The organism is Nitrosomonas sp. Is79A3 (assembly GCF_000219585.1).
Classification (GTDB): Bacteria; Pseudomonadota; Gammaproteobacteria; order Burkholderiales; family Nitrosomonadaceae; genus Nitrosomonas.
Genome location: NC_015731.1, coordinates 2040199 through 2060783, shown reverse-complemented (window position 1 = coordinate 2060783; position 20585 = coordinate 2040199). Strand labels below are relative to the sequence as shown.

The 20585-nt window shown below is 41.1% G+C and carries 8 protein-coding genes and 1 riboswitch; all 8 genes read left to right on the top strand.

From position 1 onward, the window contains the following. Positions 1–110: 110 nt before the first annotated feature. Entirely contained in the window at positions 111–8387 is an 8277-nt protein-coding gene (locus NIT79A3_RS09460) for a type I polyketide synthase (RefSeq protein WP_013965977.1), read from the top strand. After that, positions 8387–13141 (top strand): type I polyketide synthase, encoded by a 4755-nt coding sequence (locus NIT79A3_RS09455; RefSeq protein ID WP_013965976.1) that lies wholly within the window; start codon positions 8387–8389, stop codon positions 13139–13141. Before NIT79A3_RS09460 ends, NIT79A3_RS09455 begins: the two co-directional genes overlap by 1 nt. Positions 13142–13165: 24 nt before the next feature. Then, complete coding sequence (locus tag NIT79A3_RS09450) at positions 13166–13459, top strand: hypothetical protein (RefSeq protein WP_013965975.1); 294 nt, start codon at positions 13166–13168, stop codon at positions 13457–13459. 14 nt (positions 13460–13473) lie between these two features. Continuing rightward, positions 13474–15072: an alkaline phosphatase family protein gene (locus NIT79A3_RS09445; protein ID WP_013965974.1), complete on the top strand. Its 1599-nt coding sequence runs from the start codon at positions 13474–13476 to the stop codon at positions 15070–15072. Positions 15073–15122: 50 nt separating this feature from the next. Beyond that, positions 15123–16142, top strand: a complete 1020-nt coding sequence (locus NIT79A3_RS09440) for an alpha/beta fold hydrolase (protein ID WP_348225768.1) — start codon at positions 15123–15125, stop codon at positions 16140–16142. Continuing rightward, positions 16143–17600 (top strand): hypothetical protein, encoded by a 1458-nt coding sequence (locus tag NIT79A3_RS09435; RefSeq protein ID WP_013965972.1) that lies wholly within the window; start codon positions 16143–16145, stop codon positions 17598–17600. 117 nt (positions 17601–17717) lie between these two features. Beyond that, positions 17718–18881 (top strand): methionine adenosyltransferase, encoded by a 1164-nt coding sequence (metK, locus tag NIT79A3_RS09430; RefSeq protein WP_013965971.1) that lies wholly within the window; start codon positions 17718–17720, stop codon positions 18879–18881. 50 nt (positions 18882–18931) lie between these two features. Continuing rightward, positions 18932–19009: riboswitch (S-adenosyl-L-homocysteine riboswitch) on the top strand. 16 nt (positions 19010–19025) lie between these two features. Then, entirely contained in the window at positions 19026–20459 is a 1434-nt protein-coding gene (ahcY, locus tag NIT79A3_RS09425; RefSeq protein ID WP_013965970.1) for an adenosylhomocysteinase, read from the top strand. Positions 20460–20585 lie beyond the last annotated feature (126 nt).

Genomic DNA, 20585 nt, shown 5'->3' with positions numbered 1-20585 from the left:
AATTTGACTTTCTGATTCGAGAATGAATTATAATTTATAAATATCAGTAACTTAATATTTTTTAGCAAGTATTTAACTTCCTAAAACTAACAGGTAATTAAGATAAAATTATGTCTGAATTCATAAAATTTGTTTATACACCGATAGAACATGGCGATATAACTTTGATTATTTCTGCTTGCCGATCAGGGGGGGTTGGAGTTCTTAATGCTGAATACGAAATAAATTCTACATTAATTGTGAATCAACTTGACCTGTTGGCCAAAAAATCCTGTCATGGATATGGTCTTAAAGTCGATCAACTGGATGAATATCTTATCGCAGGAATTCACGATTGCACCAAAAAAGGTTTGCATTGGTTAATAGTTGATTCCAAGATTGTCAGTATCTATAAAGCCTTTTTCCAAGAACTACGACATGCGGGAGTTAAGGTTCTTGCCGAGTTGAAACAATCTTGTTGGACAAATCAACCTCTCGATCAATTAGTCGATGGATTGGTTGTTAAAGGTAATGAAGCTGGCGGTTTTGTTGGTGAAAATAGTAGTTTTATTCTATTTCAAAAATGGCACAAGCAAACTACTTTGCCATTATATATCCATGGAGGTTTGACTCCTCAAGTTGCAGCAGCCTGCAGTGCAGTAGGTGCGGCTGGTGGAGTTTTTGATTCCCAAGTATTGTTGATGGATGAATCACGATTACCTGATTTCTTGCGTTCTATGTTTAGTAATCTAGCAGGAAATGAGACTGTTCTAGTTGGTAATGGAGAAGTTGGTGAATACTTCCGCTTACTCGTTCGTCCTGGTTTTATTGATGTGCAGGCATTTATGCGTGAGGGTGAGGGACAAGGCTACGATACGCTCAAGCGCTTGGTAAACACTAAAATTAACTGGAAGGAATTACGAAAAGGATTATTGCCAATAGGCCAAGATATTTGCTTTGCTGGTCCATGGCAAAAGAAATATAAGCATATAGTTGATCTATTTAAAGCAGTTGATACGGCTATTGAAGAAAATCTGTGCCAAGCAATTGAAGCTAAAATAATATCTCAGAACGCTCCGCTGGCAGAAGCTTTGGGTATTCCTTATCCTCTAGTGCAAGGGCCAATGACCAGAGTGTCCGATTCTGCTGAATTTGCTGCAGCCATAGCAAACGGTGGAGCCTTGCCAATGTTGGCATTTGCCTTACTGAAAGGATCTGCATTAAGAAAGTTATTGTCGGAGACGGACCACTTGCTTGGTGATAATCCTTGGGGAATTGGTTTGCTAGGTTTTGTTCCTCAGGAATTATTTGAAGAGCAATTAACATTAGCAATCGAGTTTCATCCTAGATACGCAATTATCGCTGGTGGTCGACCAGACCAAGCCGTTCGCTTGGAAGCTGCAAAGATTCCTGCTTTCCTTCATGTGCCTACCGCAGATTTAATTTCGCTTTTTATCCAAGAAGGTGCACGCCGCTTTATTTTTGAGGGTCGTGAATGCGGAGGCCATATAGGACCACTGAGTAGTTTTGTGCTCTGGAGCGCAATGGTAGACCGTTTATTAATAGAATTGCAAAACGGGAAAGTACAAGGTGATGAATTAGAGATTCTCTTCGCTGGCGGTATCCATGATGCGATTTCTTCTGCAATTGTGCAAGTTCTTGTGGCTCCATTGGCTGCAAAAAAAGTAAAAATAGGAATTCTGATGGGGAGTGCTTATTTATTTACGAGAGAAATCGTCAGTAGTTCCGCGATACTTCCCTTATATCAAGAAGAAGTCATTAGATGTACCCGAACAGTTAATTTAGAATCAGGTCATGGCCATGCAAGTTGTTGCGCGTACACCCCATTTGCCAAGGAATTCTTTCGTAAGCGTTCGCTGCTGCGTAAAAAAGATGTGCCAGCTGACGAAGGTCGCAAAATATTAGATGATTTAATTATGGGCCGGTTGCGGATTGCATCAAAAGGCTCCATTCGGAAAGGTGCTAAAGGCAAACTACACTATCTTGATGAAGACAAGCAACACGAAGAAGGCATGTATATGCTCGGTCAAGTTGCAACGCTAAGATCGGAAGTTACTGACATAAGATTGCTTCATCAACAGGTAACTGAAGATGCTGCTGAACTGCTTGTTACCCGATTTTCAAAGATTAGCAGGGAATCCCAGCTTCTCACCGAGAAGCCTGTTGATATTGCCATTGTTGGCATGGCATGTCTGCTCCCGAAAGCAAATTCAATCGAAGATTATTGGAATAATATTCTTAATAAAGTTGATGCTATTACTGAAATCCCGTTACATCGGTGGGATTGGCGCTTATATTTTGATGAGGATCGCTCAGCGAAGGATAAGATTTATTCAAAATGGGGCGGATTTCTCGATGATATGCCTTTTGACCCAATTCGCTATGGAATGCCGCCAAAGTCGATAGAATCTATTGATCCGATGCAGTTGATGGCATTGGAAGTAGCTCAACGCACCTTAATTGATGCAGGATACCAAGACAGAGACTTTAATCGCGATCGTGCTTCAGTTATCCTAGGTGTAAGCGGTGGAACTGGAGATGTCGGGACTCAGTATGGATTGCGTGCAGAACTTCCTCGATTCTACGGTTCTTTACCTGAGAATATTGCCGATCGTTTACCCGAGTGGACGGAAGACTCATTTGCTGGACTATTGAATAATGTCAGCGCTGGGCGCATCGCAAACAGACTTAATCTGGGTGGAGTAAATTTTACTACTGATGCAGCCTGTGCATCTGCGTTGGCTGCACTATATCAAAGTGTGTCGGAGCTAACTTCAGGACGCAGTGATTTCGTTATTACGGGTGGTATCGATACTGTACAAGGTCCGTTTGGGTATTTATGCTTCAGCAAAACCCAAGCACTTTCACCGCGAGGTCGTTGTTCTTCATTTGATGCTTCTGCTGATGGAATAGTCATTTCTGAAGGTATTGCAATGGTTGCACTTAAACGTCTAAATGATGCGGAACGTGATGGTGATCGCATTTATGCAGTGATTAAAGGTACCGGGGGCAGCAGCGATGGTAATGCGAAAGGAATGACCGCTCCATTACCCGAAGGACAATTACGTGCTATGCGCCGTGCTTATGTTCAAGCTGGTTTCGATCCCAATACAGTCGGTCTTTTCGAGGCGCATGGTACTGGTACTGTCGCAGGCGACACAGCTGAGCTTGAAAGTACAATGAAATTAATTAAGGAGAGTGAGTACAATCCCAAGCAAGCAGTAATTGGTTCAGTAAAAACAATGATAGGTCACACCAAAGCTACTGCTGGTATAGCTGGGTTAATCAAGGCTGCTCTTGCATTACATCGTCGTGTTCTCCCTCCTCATCGTTGGGCAAGTCAGCCCAATCAGGTCTTACAACAAGCTGATTGTCCCTTTCAACTTATAGATCAAGCGCAGCCTTGGATAGTGTCTGAGACTGTTCCACGGCGAGCGTCGGTAAGTTCATTCGGCTTTGGCGGCACAAATTTTCATATCGCGCTAGAAGAATATACACAGGAATACCGTGAATGGCTTCGCCCTGTAACTTCTCAACAGTGGCCAGCTGAATTGCTATTGTGGAGTGACGATAGCCGTGGAGGGCTAGTTGCTCAATTAGGGGATATTGAAAAGGCTCTACAAAATATACAAAGTCTAGAATTGCGCGATATTGCGAACAGTTTAGCCAAAAAATGGCAAATGAATAATGAAATTGTCGCAATTGTTGCGAAAGATTTAACTGAATTGATAGAAAAGATTAAAGTTTTATTAGCTTATTTTCAGGACAAAAATGTAAAGCTACCTGCAGGCGTTTATCATGGATCGGGTAAAGTTCCTGCCGGGAAACTTGCAATACTGTTCCCTGGGCAAGGCTCTCAGTACACAGGGATGTTACGTGAAGTTTCACTACATTTTCCAATTTATGCTGAAATATTAACCGAAGCTGATAGAATTTTAAATGAAGCTTTCTCGCACCGTTATGGTGAAAGTAAACGTTTAAGTCACTTTATTTTTCCACGCGGCTGCTACAGTGAAGAGGCCAAAGCCAAAGCACAACAGACTTTAACTAGTACTGATATTGCTCAGCCTGCGTTGGGTGCTATTGAAGCAGGGCTTTGGAAGTTATTGCAAACATTTGGAATTGAACCGGACATGCTCGCTGGCCATAGTTACGGTGAGTTTGTCGCATTGCACGCAAGTGGCGCAATCGATTTAAATACATTAATGACCTTATCTTCTGCACGTGGAAGATTTATCATTGATGCAGCAAAAAAAGAAATAAATGAACTCGGTACCATGCTTGCAGTTCAGGCATGCCGGGAAGATATTGAAGCAGCATTGTCAGACCAAAATGACGTTGTAATTGCAAATCATAATGCGCCATTACAGAGTGTTCTTTCTGGTTCACACTCCGCCATTGAATCCGCAGAAAAAAAATTATTAGCAGCAGGAATAATCACCAATCAAATACCTGTGGCAGCTGCATTTCATTCAAGTTTGGTTAAGCCAGCACAACATGCTTTGGCAAATTTAATCGATAATATGGAATGGCAACCATGTCGTATTCCTGTTTATTCAAATACAACAGCAAAACCACATGCTGCTGAAGTGAGCGTTACCAAGAAGTTAATGGCGGAACATCTTGTGAGTTCGGTCGAATTTGTATCTGAAATTGAATCAATGTATCAAGATGGCGCAAGAATATTTCTTGAACTTGGTCCAAAATCTGTTTTATCAAAACTAACCGATAAGATATTAACTAATCAGCCGCATAAAGCAATTTCTATTGATGATGGAAGTGGGTTATCAGGCATGCTGAATGCGCTTGGGCAATTAATATGTGCCGGTGTAAATCTAGATGTAATGAAACTTTTCTCGCACCGAGATTGTATGAGTGGGGATCCTGCCAAGTTGGAATCACTTCAACGGCATAATGCGGTGCCAAAACATGTCTGGATGCTGAATGGTAGTGGTGTCAGACAAGCAAATCAACCGATTAAGCAGATCGGTGTTACCGCCGATCAAGTGGTTAATCAATCTTTGACCATTGCGACTGTTCAGGCTAGCACTGATGAAGCACAAGTTTCTGAGTATCAGATAAATCAAGTAAGTCAGGTAAATGCCGCCGGTTTGGCTAATGCAAAGCAAATACAGCAACAAAAAACATGGAAAAAGGAGAATCAAATGAGAGAGCGACGACCATTGACAAACTCTGGAAATTCTGCGGTTATGTCAGAATATTTTGAGACTATGCGTCAGTTTCTTGAAACTCAAGAACGCGTCATGACAGCATATATCGGTGAGCCGATTGTTGATCAAGGTAGTATACGAGAACAAAGGATTATTAGTTCATATACCCCCTCAAAAGTTCAGGCATACGAAGCCGTGCAGGAGCAGGAGCCTGCAAAGCAGAATCAAGTGATGCAGATACCTGATAAAAAGACTGTCGCGGCTGTATCGGCAAATGAGACAACTATTCAAAACACTTCTAACGTAACTTCTGCCCAGGTAATTGATATTGCGGATAAAAGTAAGGAAAAGAATAAAGTGGCTTCATCTCTTGATCGAGACAGCATAACTAAGATACTGCTGGGTGTGATTGAAGACAAAACTGGTTATCCGCCCGATATGATTGGACTGGATCAGAATCTCGAATCCGATCTTGGTATTGATTCTATAAAAAGAATAGAGATTGTTGGCACATTATTGCAAAAACTTCCTGAAAACTATCGCCAGGAGCTAGGTGAGAATCGTAGCAAGCTCAATACTCAATCGACGCTAAATGGGATACTCGACATATTGGCTAATTTAAAAGCTGGAGGGACCGTAACTGTCCCTTTTAATTTTGCCGAGGTGGGAGGAATGACTTCTGTTATCAGTCATCCACCTCGGCATATTATTGAATCCAAGCAAGAGAATATTGACAAAACCGCACTAAAACAGCTAAAACAAGGGCATTATCTCATCACCGAAGATGAACTAGGTATCGCGGATGAGTTAATGAAAAAACTTATTTCCCGTGGATGTACTGTTAACTTGCTCAAACGAGAGACATTGTCACACGATGATTTATTGATTAACTGGTGTAACTCGCATAAAAATGAATTCCACGAACTTGCTGGTGTAATCCATCTTGCACAGCTTAGTAGAGATTGGCTTAAAACCAATGCTACGTTGGATGAATGGCGTAAGCAGTTGCAAATCAATGAGAAATCTTTTTTTGTTTTGTTACACGATTTTAGTGACAAGTTTGTAAAAGATACACATATAGTGTCAGCAAGCGCTCTTGGCGGTTTTTTTAACCGCAATGGCAGTATTTCACATGGCGGATTAAGTATACAGAGCGGAGCTGTCGGGATGCTTAAATCATTATTCGACGAACGTCCGACTCTGCGTATCAGAGCAATTGATATTGATCCGTCGCAGAATTCTTCTGAGATTTCATCAATTTTACTTGATGAAATGGAATTGGTTGGCGGACGCCTGGAGGTCGGTTATCCCGATGGCAAACGTACGGTTTTTCACACCGTATTTTCACCCGTTAATATCGATGTAGCTAATAGTAAAAAATTGCAAGACATTATAGTTCTTGCAACAGGTGGCGCTAGAGGTGTGACTGCCGAGGTTTTGCGGGAATTGGCGCTCCCAGGTAACACACTGATTCTTACCGGACGCAGTGCATTAGCAGATAAAGAACCAGAGATTCTAAAAACGCTAACCACTGCCGACGCTCTGCGCCAATACTTTATTTCTGAAGCACGAAGCAATAATACCTCTATCACACCAGCTAAGATTGGCCAGAAAATTAATGCAGTACTTGCCACAAGAGAGATGTACAGTAATATTGAAGATTTCAAACAACGTGGTGCGATTGTCGAATATCACGCAGTTGATGTGACAAATGAAGATGAAATGCATCACTTGCTGAGTGATGTTTATACGCGGCATGGCAGAATTGATGGCGTAGTACATGGAGCAGGTATCATTGAAGATAAATTACTTGCAGATAAAAAAATTGATAGCTGGACGCGCGTAGTTGAAACTAAAGTTATGGGTCTTTTAATATTGCAAAAATATCTGCGCCTTGAGTCACTTAAGTTTCTCACAGTTTTTAGTTCTGTTGCTGGACGTTATGGGAATAGTGGTCAATCGGATTATGCTACTGCAAACGAGATTATGAATCGATTATGTTGCCAATTGAAGATGAATTGGAACAATCAGGTAAATATTATCGCTTTTTGTTGGGGTCCTTGGGGTCAAACAAAATTTGGGGCAGGAATGGTGACCGCAGAGACTGAAGCGAAATTTGCAAAAAATGGAGTAAGACTTGTAACAGCCGGAATAGGACATCAGTTATTTAAAGATGAATTAATGCGCATTAATAATACTGATGTTGAAATTATTTGTGGCGAAGGCCCATGGGAAAAGCGTGAATCAACTATTGGTGAGATCAAGAAAAGTTCTCAGATATCAGATGCACATCATATAGGACCACTGATAGGCCGCTCAGAAAAAGTTATATTGACGAAGAATAATCAAGCAATTAATTTTCATATTGATGCTAAGCAAAATTATCTGCAGCATCATCGCATTGATGGAATTCCAGTGCTGCCAGCGGCAGCAGCGCTGGAAATGTTTGCCGAGATTGCACAGCACCTTTGGAATGGCTGGAAGGTAGTTGAAATACAGAATTTCTGCCTCCTAAAAGGAATTGAACTAAAGGATGATGTGCGTAACTTTAGTATTGTTATCAGTCCTCCCCCTTATGGCAGCAGTGCTGGTTTTGAAGTCAATGCGATACTGCAGTCCGAAAAGAAAGATAGTAAGCCATTAATCCACTACAAATCTACCTTGCGTTTAGAACAAAAACTACCGCACGGTATTGAACAAGTCAATAAATTTCATTCCGAGAAGAAACTGACAGTAACCAAAGCATACAATGAATTATTGTTTCATGGTCCTTGCTTTCAAGTTATCGAAGATATTGAGGGATTATCAACGCTTGGCGCAAGCGCAACTGTAAAAACCACCTGCCCGGCTAATTGGATTATTAACGCTGATAAGCATGATAAATGGATCTTTGATCCTGCGATCATCGATTCTGCTGCTCAAATGGGTATTTTGTGGACACGAAATTTTCGTGACGAAACAGCATTGCCGACAAAATTCGGTCGGGTTGTACGCTACCAAGAAACATTGCCTGATCAGTTATATATGGAATTTGAGCTAATACCATCGCAAGACTCTAATTTATTGCGCGCTAATATTTATTTTTCAGATATTGCTGGCCAAATGGTTTTCTTGATTGAGAATATGGAATGCATATCGAGCAAAGCTTTAAATCGGCTTGGGGGAAGCGCAAGAATTACGTCAAACGCTATTGAACTTTTTTCTGGAGAATTGTAATGGGGACCGTCCATACCGACTTGGAACCAATCGCAATTATAGGTATGGCCTGTGTATTTCCCCAGGCATCTAATATACAAGAATTCTGGAAAAATATTGTCACTGGCGTGGACGCAATCACCGAACCGACATCGAAATGGGATGCCGATCGTTACCTTAAATCTGGTCGAATTAAAACAGCTTTTGGAGGATATCTTAAAGATCTGTATCATTTTAGTCCACGAGAGTTTGGTATTATGCCAAGTTCATTGGATGGCGGAGAACCTGATCAGTTCATGGCGCTTCGGGTAGCCCGTGATGCGCTCCTTGATGCTGGATATTTAACTGGCGACCATGATCATAATGATACCGGCATTATACTTGGCCACAGTACTTATCTGCACAGAGGGCAGGGCACGCTGATACAAAATCATATTGTGTTAGACCAAACTATTGAGTTGCTTCAAGTTACCTGCCCTTTTATCAGTGAAGGAAAATTGATCGAGATAAGGGCATTGCTAGAAAGTAAGTTGCCACAATCCAATTCAGATATCGCTCCCGGTTTAGTTCCAAACGTAATGACTGGTAGAATCGCTAATCGATTAAATTTCAAAGGCCCAAACTATTTAATTGATGCTGCTTGCTCATCTTCATTGTTGGCTGTGAACGCAGCGATTGATGAGCTACGTGCAGGGCGTAGTCGTATGATGTTGGCTGGAGGGGTTAATGCTTCCCTACCAGCTGAAGTTGCAGTTATTTTTACTCAACTTGGCGCATTAAGCGAACGTCGTAAAGTTCGTCCATTTGAAGAGGGTAGCGATGGAACATTACTTGGTGAAGGTCTCGGTGTTGTCGCTCTAAAGAAATTATCTGATGCAATTTCCGCCGGGGATCGTATTTATGCAGTTGTCAGAGGAATCGGGCAAGCCAGTGATGGACGGGGGCATGGCCTGCTAGCACCAAGTATCGAAGGTGAAACATTAGCTATACAAAGAGCATATAGCAAGAGTGGTATTGATCCGGCTTCTATCAGTCTAATCGAAGCGCATGGTACTGGTATTCCGCTCGGCGACAAAACTGAAATAGCTGCATTAGAGAATGTTTTTGGTAAGCGCAAAGAAAATTATGGGAGCATAGCGCTAGGGTCAGTAAAATCGATGATCAGTCATTGTATTCCTGCTGCAGGAATCGCTGGATTAATTAAAAGCGCGCTTGCCCTACATCATAGAATTTTGCCACCAACACTATGTGACAATGTTAATCCGGAGTTGGGAATTGCAAGCACGCCGTTTTATATTAATACGCAAAAATCTCCTTGGGTTAGTCAATTAAACGTACCTCGCCGGGTAGGGATCAATTCTTTTGGTTTCGGTGGGATTAATACTCACGCGATTCTGGAAGAAGCGCCCGAATTAGCGGTGAAGCCAGAGAAATTTACTCCGTGGGAGGCAGAAATCTGCATTTTTTCTGCTGATAATCGCGAGGAATTGACGAAGAATCTTAAGCAAGCTGCAGATTTCATAGATCTTTATCCTGAACGACGGATAGTTGATATTGCAGCAGCATTAGCTGCAAAAGATAAAGAAGGCCAATATCGCCTCGCTATCATAGCCAAAGATAACGAAGATCTCACGAGAAAAATTGAAGATTCACTGCGGCGATTACGTAAAAGTGATTCCGCGAGATGGACAACAAAAAGCGGTATTGTGTACAGTGAGACAAGATCTGCTGGAAAGCTTGCATTCCTATTTCCGGGAGAAGGTTCACAGTATATTGGTATGTTATCTGATCTCGCAATGTGCTTTGATGAAGTTCGTCAATGGTTCGATTTCTGGCGAAGCTTATATGATGATCCTCCTGGTTCTACACGAACAGATGTTATATTTCCTCCAATCAGTGAGCTGACTGAGCAACGTCAATCAGAGTTGGAAAAACGACTCAATGATATGGATGTTGGCTCAGAAGCAGCATTTATTGGCGGTCAAGCTATGTATGCTTTACTTCGTTCACTGGGGGTGGAACCCGATGTCATGGTTGGCCACAGTTCTGGGGAATCATCCGCACTCGCAGCATCTGGTGCAATTCCTGCAGATAATCCACAACAATTGGCTGAGTTTATTCGACAGCTTAATAAAGTTTATCAACAGATATTAAAGGATGGCAAGATACCAGTGGGTAAATTGCTGACTGTCGGTGCATTGCCATTGACAGTTGTTGAAAAACATATTGATGCACTTAATGAAAATATAGTTATTGCGATGGATAACTGTACAAATCAGCTGATACTTTATGGCGATGCCGGTCCGATTGAATCAATCCATAAGTCTCTTAGTGCGGAAGGAGGAATCTGCTTTCCGTTACCTTTTGACCGTGGTTATCATACAGCCGCATTCTCTGAAGCAAGCAAGGCATTTTTGAAATATTATAAAAAAATCAAGTTAGTCTGCCCAAGAGTACCACTTTATTCTTGTTCATCGGCTGATTTATTCCCAGATACCACACCATCAGTACAGCAATTAGCTGCCGCACAATGGTCTACCAAAGTCCGCTTCAGAGAAACTCTCTTGAAAATGTATCATGATGGAGTGCGCTATTTTATTGAAGTTGGACCTTCTGGCAACCTGAGTGCATTTGTAAAAGATACTTTAACTAAAAAACCACATGTTTCACTTGCCACGAATCTTCGTCACCGTAACAACCTTGATCATTTTCTGACGACGCTGGCATTTTTATATGTTGATGGTAAGCAAGTAAAAATTGGAAATTTATTTAACTCACGTTTCATTGCACCAGTTGACCTCTCTAATAGTATACAAATAAAACATTCGAGTGTACTACTGGACAATACTATGCCAAAAATACGTTTGAGTGATGCCGATCGCGTTAGTTTGCAAAAATTAGCAATTAATCATGATAAAGAAACTGATGTAATGAGTTTGTCCTCGAGTGACATAGTAATAAAAAGTGAAGAAAATAAATCGAAAGGATCAATAACTCAAGAAAATGTTATGTCGGATTATTTTGATGTAATGCGTAGCTTCTTGGAGCAACAAAGTTCTGTAGTTAAAAATTGGCAATTACAAACTGAATTAATAGCAGAAGAGCAACCGTCATCTTCAGTAATAGAATATACGAGTTTACTGGATTCAATTGTGGAGTTGGATCAACAACATCTGAAAGCGCGATGCTATTTTAATATTAAAGACGACCAATTTATTATAGATCATGTTTTGTCAGGTATCGTATCAAAAAGTGAACCCGATTTGCGAGGCCTTTCTTGCATACCTTTCATGGTTAGTTTAGAGATAATGGCGGAAGCATGTGCAATTCTGGCCAATAGCATTGAAGTATTTGTAATTGAAAATGTCAAAGCCATGAATTGGATTACGCTTGATGATGGAGAAATTACATTTGAAGTACATGCTGAATTAACTGATATAGAATCCAGGATTTTCTGTGCAAAAATTATAACAGCCCAAGGAGTTGCTGTAAGTGCAGATTTCCGATTTAAACCCGACTGGCGTTGCGCAAAATTGTCTGAGCTTAAGGAAAAAAAAGTATCTCGCTGGAATGGGCCTGAATTGTACTCGACCGGAATGTTTCATGGCCCTATTTTTCAAAGTATAGCTCATATTGAAGGTTGGAATGAAGAAGGTATTGATGCAAATCTTTCGAATGTTAGCTTAGATGGATTTCTTACTGCAGGCGAAACACCCAAATTAATAATTAATCCAGTATTACTCGATGCGATGGGGCAACTTTCTGCGTATTGGATAGCACAGCAGATTGGCACTGACTTTAATAGTTTTCCATCCACTATTCAACGAATCGAGCTCTATACCCAGTGTCCCGCAAATATAACGGGCCTAATACTAAAGGCCCGGCAATACTTATTGGATGATACAAGCAAAGAAATTTCATCTGCACGTACTTGGCAGTTTGAATGTATTGATCAGAATGGATATCCGATTGTTAGGTTAGCTAATTTGATAAATATCTTTTTTCCTGTTCCAAACAGATTCTATCAAGTAAGACGTGATCCCCTTAATGGCTGGCTTGGACATCAATTTCCGGTGTTAAAAGATGAAGTTCTGGTATGGGAGTTGCCAAATTTATCTGATGAATTTTGTACGCAATCAGGTGGAATTTTCTTACGCATTTTGTCCCATATCTTTTTATCTTTTGAAGAACGCGATGCATGGAAACAATTGCAAGCAAATAAGCGTTATCAATCTCAGTGGTTGCTTGGCCGGGCATGTATAAAGGAAGCTGTTCGTTTTTGGATTCTTCAAAAAACCGGGCAATTACTCTATCCATCAGATATTTATGTACATCATGATCAATACGGAGCGCCGTACGTTGATGGATTATGGTGCAACACACTTATACAACCACCAGAAGTCTCGCTTTCACATAATAATTGTGCGAGCTTAGTGGCGGTTTCCGAATCACAATGTCCCGTAGGCATTGATATTGAAGAGGTTAGTAAAATCCGAAATAATGATTTAATGATTGAAACACTAACTGCTCGTGAAGAAGCTTTTGTACGGGGTCTGGATAACTCGGCACTGAATGATAAGCTTCTGCGATTTTGGTGTGCTAAGGAAGCAGCATCAAAGTTTCTTGGTTTGGGTCTCCAAGGCAAGCCAACAGCTTTTGAAGTTTCATTTATAGATACAAATTGCGAAAATGCTTGTGTGACTTATTCAGAGATTAAAATTGATGTCGTTGTTACTCGGAAAGATAACTCGATAATTGCGCTGGCTAGTAGTTAACAAAAATTAAGAAAGGGAAGTAAATTGGAAGACTTAGTAAAGCAAGAAAAAATTATCCTGACTGTGATAATGATTATTGAAGACTTAGTTCAGGATTGGGAATTAAATTTGGATGAAGCAATTGGCCAGGAAACATTCTTAGTTAATGATCTGAATTTTTCTTCAGTTGATATCATACAGTTATGTGTGGCACTAGAGCAAAATTATGAACGCAAGCTGGGATTCCATGAACTTCTTATGGAAGATGGCAAATATGTCGGTGATTTATCAATTCAACAGATTTCTGTTTTTCTCGAATCTAAACTAAAAAATCAATAGGAGATGAGTCTCGAATGACTACTCGTACATTATTTATCGGCATGGACGGTGCTACTTTTACAGTACTGAATGATCTTGTTGCAAAAAGTGGTGAAGGTCCAGTAATGCCATTTATGGCGAAAATATTCGACAAAGGAGTACGGGGTGTTTTACGTTCAACGCCTAATCCTTTGACTCCTCCTGCTTGGGTCTCTTTAATGACTGGGAGAAATCCAGGAAATCATGGTATTTTTGATTTTATTCGTGCAGAAGAGCGTGGAAACGATGTGTTCTTTACGCTATACGATTCTCGCGATTGTAAAGCAGAAATGTTATGGTCAATTGCTAGTCGCCAGGGTAAACGAGTAGCTGCACTTAATTTTCCTTTCACTGCGCCTCCTCCAAAAAACTTAAACGGCTTTATGCTGCCTGGTTTCATTCCATGGCGTCATTTGCGGCGTAATTCAGCTCCAGAAGATTTATATGATCGGTTAAAAACTATTCCAGATTTTAATCCGAAAGAATTGGCCTGGGATTTTGAGCAGGAAAAGCAAGCGCTTGATGAGCTAACTAACGAGGATCGCGAAAACTGGGTACGTTATCATTTACCGCGTGAGAAACAATGGTTTTGTATTGCTGATTATTTGCTGCGTGAAGAATCACCAGATTTGATGGCGGTAATGTTCGATGGTGTTGATAAACTGCAACACCAAGCTTGGTTATTTGTTGATCCTAATCTACAGACTGGCGAGCTCAGCGAATATCACCTAAGAATGCGCAAGTTGTGCCACGATTATTTTCGCCAGCTTGACAGTTTTATAGAACATTTGGTTACAACAGCGGGACCGAATGTACAAGTATTTATGGCATCAGACCATGGTTTTACTTCAACAACTGAAGTGGTACGAATTAATTCTTATCTACATGAAAAAGGATATCTGGAATGGAAAGATGTACCTGATACCGAAGCAGGAAAGCGACGAGAGGATAGCATGTTTGCGTATCTAGATTGGGAAAAGACAATTGCTTATTGCCGTACGCCTTCCAGTAATGGAATTAATATCCGTGTTGCCAGAAATCCCGGTGAAGCCGGTATCAAACCAAGCGATTATGAAACTGTTAGGGCAAGACTAATAAGTGATCTGGAAGAATTAAAAGATCCTATTACAGGAGAAAGGATTATTACCGAGATACATACTAGAGAAGAAGTATTCCCAGGCGCTAGTATGGAAGATGCAGCAGATTTATTGCTAGTTTTACGTGATTTCGGTTTTGTTTCTATTAAAAATAAGAAACCTGTAGTTGAGTTACGCTCAGAAATAGCAGGCACTCATCATCCCGATGGTGTTTTTCTTGCTTATGGGCATGGAATAAAACAAGGAGTTGTGACAGAGAAATGCGATATTGTTGATGTCGGGGCAACTTTATTGTATAGCTTGGGATTAGAAGTACCAAGTGACCTCGAAGGAAAAGTACCACATTCAATCTTTAATGAAGATTATCTCTCTGAGCACCCGATCGTGATCGGCACTCCCACTAATAAACATGTTAAAGATAATGAATCAGCCAGAATAGAAGATGATGAAAAAGAGAAAATTATGGAACAACTACGACTACTAGGATATATGGAGTAGATACTGTGCCAGTCGAAATCATTAATGGCCACCGACTAAATTATGTTCAAATGAATTCGGAACAGTCAGGGGATCAGGTAGAAGATCTGATCATGGTGCACGGCTTGGCCACGAATATGGCTTTCTGGTATTTTCAATATGCCCCAGCTTTTTCGAAGAGATACCGAATAACGCTATACGATTTGCGCGGGCATGGCCGGTCTGAGATGACAGAGAGCGGTTATACTCCGCACAATCTTGCCACTGATCTTCAGAGTTTGCTTGACCATCTTGGAATTAAACGTGCATATTTTATTGTGCATAGTTTTGGCGGAATAATTGCTCTCAATCTGGCTTGTATCGATCCGACGCGCGTAGCGGGTTTAATCTTAGCAGATACGCATATTTATACTTTTCGGCAATTGCAAGGTGAGAAAAGTTGGGAATATGGCAAGAAAATTCAATCGCTCCTGCACCAGTATGGATTGGATCTTGAAATTCATAACTCAAAGTTTGGATGTAAGTTATTAACTTTGATGGCACAAATGCAGATAGAAGAAAAGAGTATTCCGGAAAACCTAGCAGAATTGATAATTCCATATTCAGGAAAATTCAGTAACAGAACGGCAATGCAATGGCTAAATTTAATGACTAATACGTCTGCCGAGAATGAATTAATGAGTGAAGATGGCTTGACTCTAGAAAAATTACAGAAATTTAATTTCCCAATCTTATCAATATATGGTGAAAATTCACAGGCTAAATTAACTGGAAGACAATTATTAGATATCTGGCCGAATGCAGAATTTAGACATGTGCGTGGTGCCGGACATTTTTTTCTGACATCAAGATCGGATGAGGTATTGACGATATGCAATCAATTTCTTAACGGTGAGCTTACTAACAATCCTAAATACCGGAACGGTGAAGATTTTAAAAATTATTTTCGATGCGAACGCTTTTTTAAATCTAATGGGAAGTGGTTTTTTTTCACTCGGGAATCTACCAGAATTGGACCATTTATTGAATTAAATGAAGCAAAAAAATTTGTAGGCTCGTATCTTTCAAAAATAATCACAAATGATCGATAAGTGAGTCGAGTAAAAAATAAACTGAGCATCAGACCGGGCCTTAAAAAAGAAGACTTTAGGCTAATTGCACACGGTGGTTTCGGCGATGGTCTAAATGCATATGCACATTCGATGGCTTGGTTTAAAAACCAACTTTATGTAGCGACCACGCGTGGTAATTTTCCCTTTATGAGTTCGCGTCTTTCAATTGGGTTGAATACATGGCCAGTCGAGTGTCCGGAGGATCCATTTGAACTAGATATGCGGGCAGAGATTTGGCGGTATAGCCCAAACAGTGGAAGCTGGGAAAGGATACATAAAGCGCCACTCATAACTGGTAGTCACGGTAAACTCATTACACGCGAAATAGGCTATCGTGGAATGATAGTATATCAGGGAAATAACAATGATGAACCGGTCCTGCTTGTAAGTACTTGGTCGCCCGCGAAAGGACCCGGGCCATTAATCTTACTCTCTGAAGACGGTACCACTTTTACACCTACTTGTGAACCGGGTTTGATTGGTTTGCCTGTAACAACAATACGAACAATGGTGATGTTTAAAGGGCGTCTTTTTACAACACCCGCCGGTTCTCGTGGTGGAAATCCAAATATATCTGCACATTCAGTGGTTTACGAAAGTATAAACCCCGCTAATGGCCAATGGCGACCAGTTAGCGATTTCGGTTTTGGAGATTCTGGTAATAAAACAATCTTTGAAATGGCTGGCTTTGATGATTATCTATACGTTGGTACTTTTAATCTAGAAGGCTACCAGGTTTGGCGTAGTACAGTAGAGGGTGACCTTCCTTATCACTGGGAAAAAATCATTGATCGAGGTGCGTATCGCGGTGCTTTTAATCAGTGCGTGCTCAGTATGTATCCATTCAAGGGGGCGTTGTATGTTGGCAGTGGAATACAAGGGGGAGGGGTTGATCGGCAAAATAAAGTTGGCCCAGCACCACCTGAACTGATACGAATTTACCCAGATGGGCATTGGGACTTAATAGTGGGCGATGCGCGCGAGACTCCAGATGGTTGGAAAGAGGCACTTTCCGGATATATGCCGGGATTTGATAACTTCTTTAACGGTTATTTCTGGCGCATGTGTGAACACCAAGGTTGGCTCTATCTAAGTACTTTCGAGTGGAGCGCATTATTAGGCTATGCAAATAGAGAGAAATGGCCGGAAGCTTTTACTGGGATAGTAAATCATGTCGATCCACAATTTATTTTAGAACGTCAATCTGGCTTTGATCTATACAGAAGTTTCGATGGTGAGAATTGGATACCAGTGACAACCAATGGGATGGGTAATCCTTATAACATTGGTCTGCGAACACTGATATCTTCACCGAATGGGTTATATATTGGCACTGCTAATCCTTTCGGTCCGAAATGTATGCGTTTGAATGATACGCGATACCGTTATAACCCACATGGAGGATGTGAAATATTTTTTGCGAAGAATAAAGAATAAATCGTCGCAGTACAGAGGCTATTTTTGTAATAGGAATAGTAAATTTGACTGAATCCTATTTTCAAAGACGCAATCAGGTATAATTTAAAACTTTTCCTAATTTTGATAGATAAAACTATGAGTGAATATCTTTTTACTTCCGAGTCTGTTTCTGAAGGGCACCCTGATAAAGTTGCCGATCAAATTTCTGACGCTGTTCTGGATGCAATCCTGAGTCAAGATGCCAACGCGCGGGTTGCTTGTGAAACATTATGCAGTACTGGTTTAATTGTATTATCGGGTGAGATAACAACGCATGCTTCTGTGGATTACAATATTATTGCGCGAGAAACTGTTAAGAATATCGGCTATACCAGCTCTAATATCGGTTTTGATTCTACCACGTGTGCGGTCTTGACGGCTTTTAACAAACAATCGCCCGATATTGCGCAGGGGGTTGATCGCACCAAAGAAGAAGAAATGGAGCAAGGGGCGGGAGACCAGGGGCTTATGTTCGGATATGCTTGCGACGAAACACCCCAACTGATGCCCATGCCAATTTTTTATGCACATCGTTTGGTTGAACGCCAAGCTGAACTTAGGAAAAAAGGGAAATTAGCATGGTTGCGTCCTGATGCCAAATCGCAAGTTTCAGTGCGATACTTGAACGGTAAACCGCAATGTATTGAGACGGTTGTGATTTCGACACAACACGATCCTGATATTTCACATCAGGCATTGACCGAAGCGGTTATTGAAGAAATTATTAAGCCAGTATTGCCTTCCGAATTGATCAGCAATCGAATTAAATACCTGGTAAATCCAACAGGTCGTTTTGTTGTAGGTGGTCCAATGGGTGATTGTGGTTTGACTGGGCGTAAAATTATTGTCGATAGTTATGGCGGTTCTGCACATCATGGTGGCGGTGCTTTTTCTGGCAAAGATCCTTCTAAAGTCGATCGATCAGCAACTTATGCTGGGCGCTATGTTGCAAAAAATATTGTAGCGGCTGGGATTGCCAGCAAATGTGAAGTGCAGGTTGCCTATGCCATTGGTGTTGCAAGACCTGTTTCATTGATGGTCAACACATTCGGCACAGGCAAAATTGCTGATGAAAAGATTGTCGAATTAATTGAAAGACATTTTGATTTACGTCCCCGCGGCATCATTCATGCACTTAATTTGTTACGCCCTATTTACGCAAAAACAGCAGCCTATGGACACTTTGGACGTGAACTTCCTGAATTTACCTGGGAAGGTAAGGATAAGGCTGCTCAATTGCGTGCCGATGCTGGTCTATAAATTTTTAGTGGCATTTACCGCTATAAATAGGTTTTAATCGATTTTTCCCCTGTGCTGAGGAGCGCTGCAGCGGTTTGTTCCGTGAGGCTCAACATAGGCGGGTATTGTTACAACGGCGCTCGTTCATATTTTGAGGAGAAGATTATGAACGCTGTGCTTAATCCAAATGGTGGTCTTTTTACTGACTATAAAGTTGCTGATATTTCATTGGCTGAGTGGGGACGTAAAGAAATAGCCATTGCTGAAACAGAAATGCCCGGTTTAATGGCATTGCGTAAAGAGTATGCAAATCAGAAACCATTGGCGGGCGCACGTATCGCGGGTTCTTTGCATATGACGATACAAACCGCCGTGCTGATTGAAACATTAGTGTCATTAGGCGCGGAAGTACGCTGGGCTTCATGTAATATTTTCTCTACCCAGGACCACGCCGCTTCAGCCATTGCCGCCAAAAATATTCCAGTATTTGCTTATAAAGGAGAATCTCTGGAGGATTACTGGGAATATGCTCACCAAATCTTCGAATGGACTATTGCCGGACAACCCAGTGGAGCCAATATGATCCTGGATGATGGCGGTGATGCTACATTACTGCTCATTCTAGGCACTAAGGCCGAGAAAAATCCTACTGTTATTGCAAACCCTACCAATGAAGAAGAGACTGTATTATTTGCCTCTATCAGAAATAAATTATCTTCGCAGCCCAATTGGTATTCAAGCAATCTTGCAAGAATACGAGGAGTTACTGAAGAGACTACCACAGGTGTTCATCGTTTATATGAAATGCATAAGAATGGAGAACTTCCGTTCCCAGCATTCAATGTCAATGACTCTGTGACTAAATCAAAGTTTGACAATCTTTATGGCTGCAGAGAATCGCTAGTTGACGGCATAAAACGAGCAACAGATGTCATGATTGCTGGAAAAATTGCATTGGTTTGCGGGTATGGCGATGTAGGCAAAGGTTGTGCACAATCATTGCGCGGCCTGGGTGCAACCGTTTGGATTACCGAAATTGATCCAATTTGCGCACTTCAAGCAGCTATGGAAGGATATCGTGTTGTGACTATGGATGATGCTTGTGATCAAGCGGACATATTTGTTACCGCAACCGGTAATCTGAGAGTAATAACGCATGATCACATGTTAAAAATGAAGGATCAAGCGATTGTTTGTAATATTGGACACTTCGACTCAGAAATTGATATTGCATCGATTCAGAAATATCAATGGGAAAATATCAAACCACAGGTTGATCATGTCATATTTCCGACAGGGCGGCGCATCATAGTTCTAGCGCAAGGTAGATTGGTTAATCTGGGGTGTGCAACTGGGCATCCTTCCTTTGTAATGTCTAGTTCCTTTACTAATCAGGTTTTGGCACAGTTGGAGTTATGGCAGAATGGAGCCAATTACCAAAAAAATGTTTATGTTTTACCAAAACATCTTGATGAGAAAGTAGCGCGTTTGCACATAGGGAAACTGGGAGTAAAGCTTACTGAATTGACCGATGAACAGGCGAAATACTTAGGACTTAGCAAGAATGGCCCATTTAAGCCAGAAATGTATCGATATTAAGCGTACGTTCCTTCTATTTTAAGCGGTAAGGGTCATTTGAATTTGTATGAATATTCAATGCCCTTTCCATTAAAAAGCTTGTGATACTACCAAAGTCATTAGTAATGACATCGACTGTGATAATTC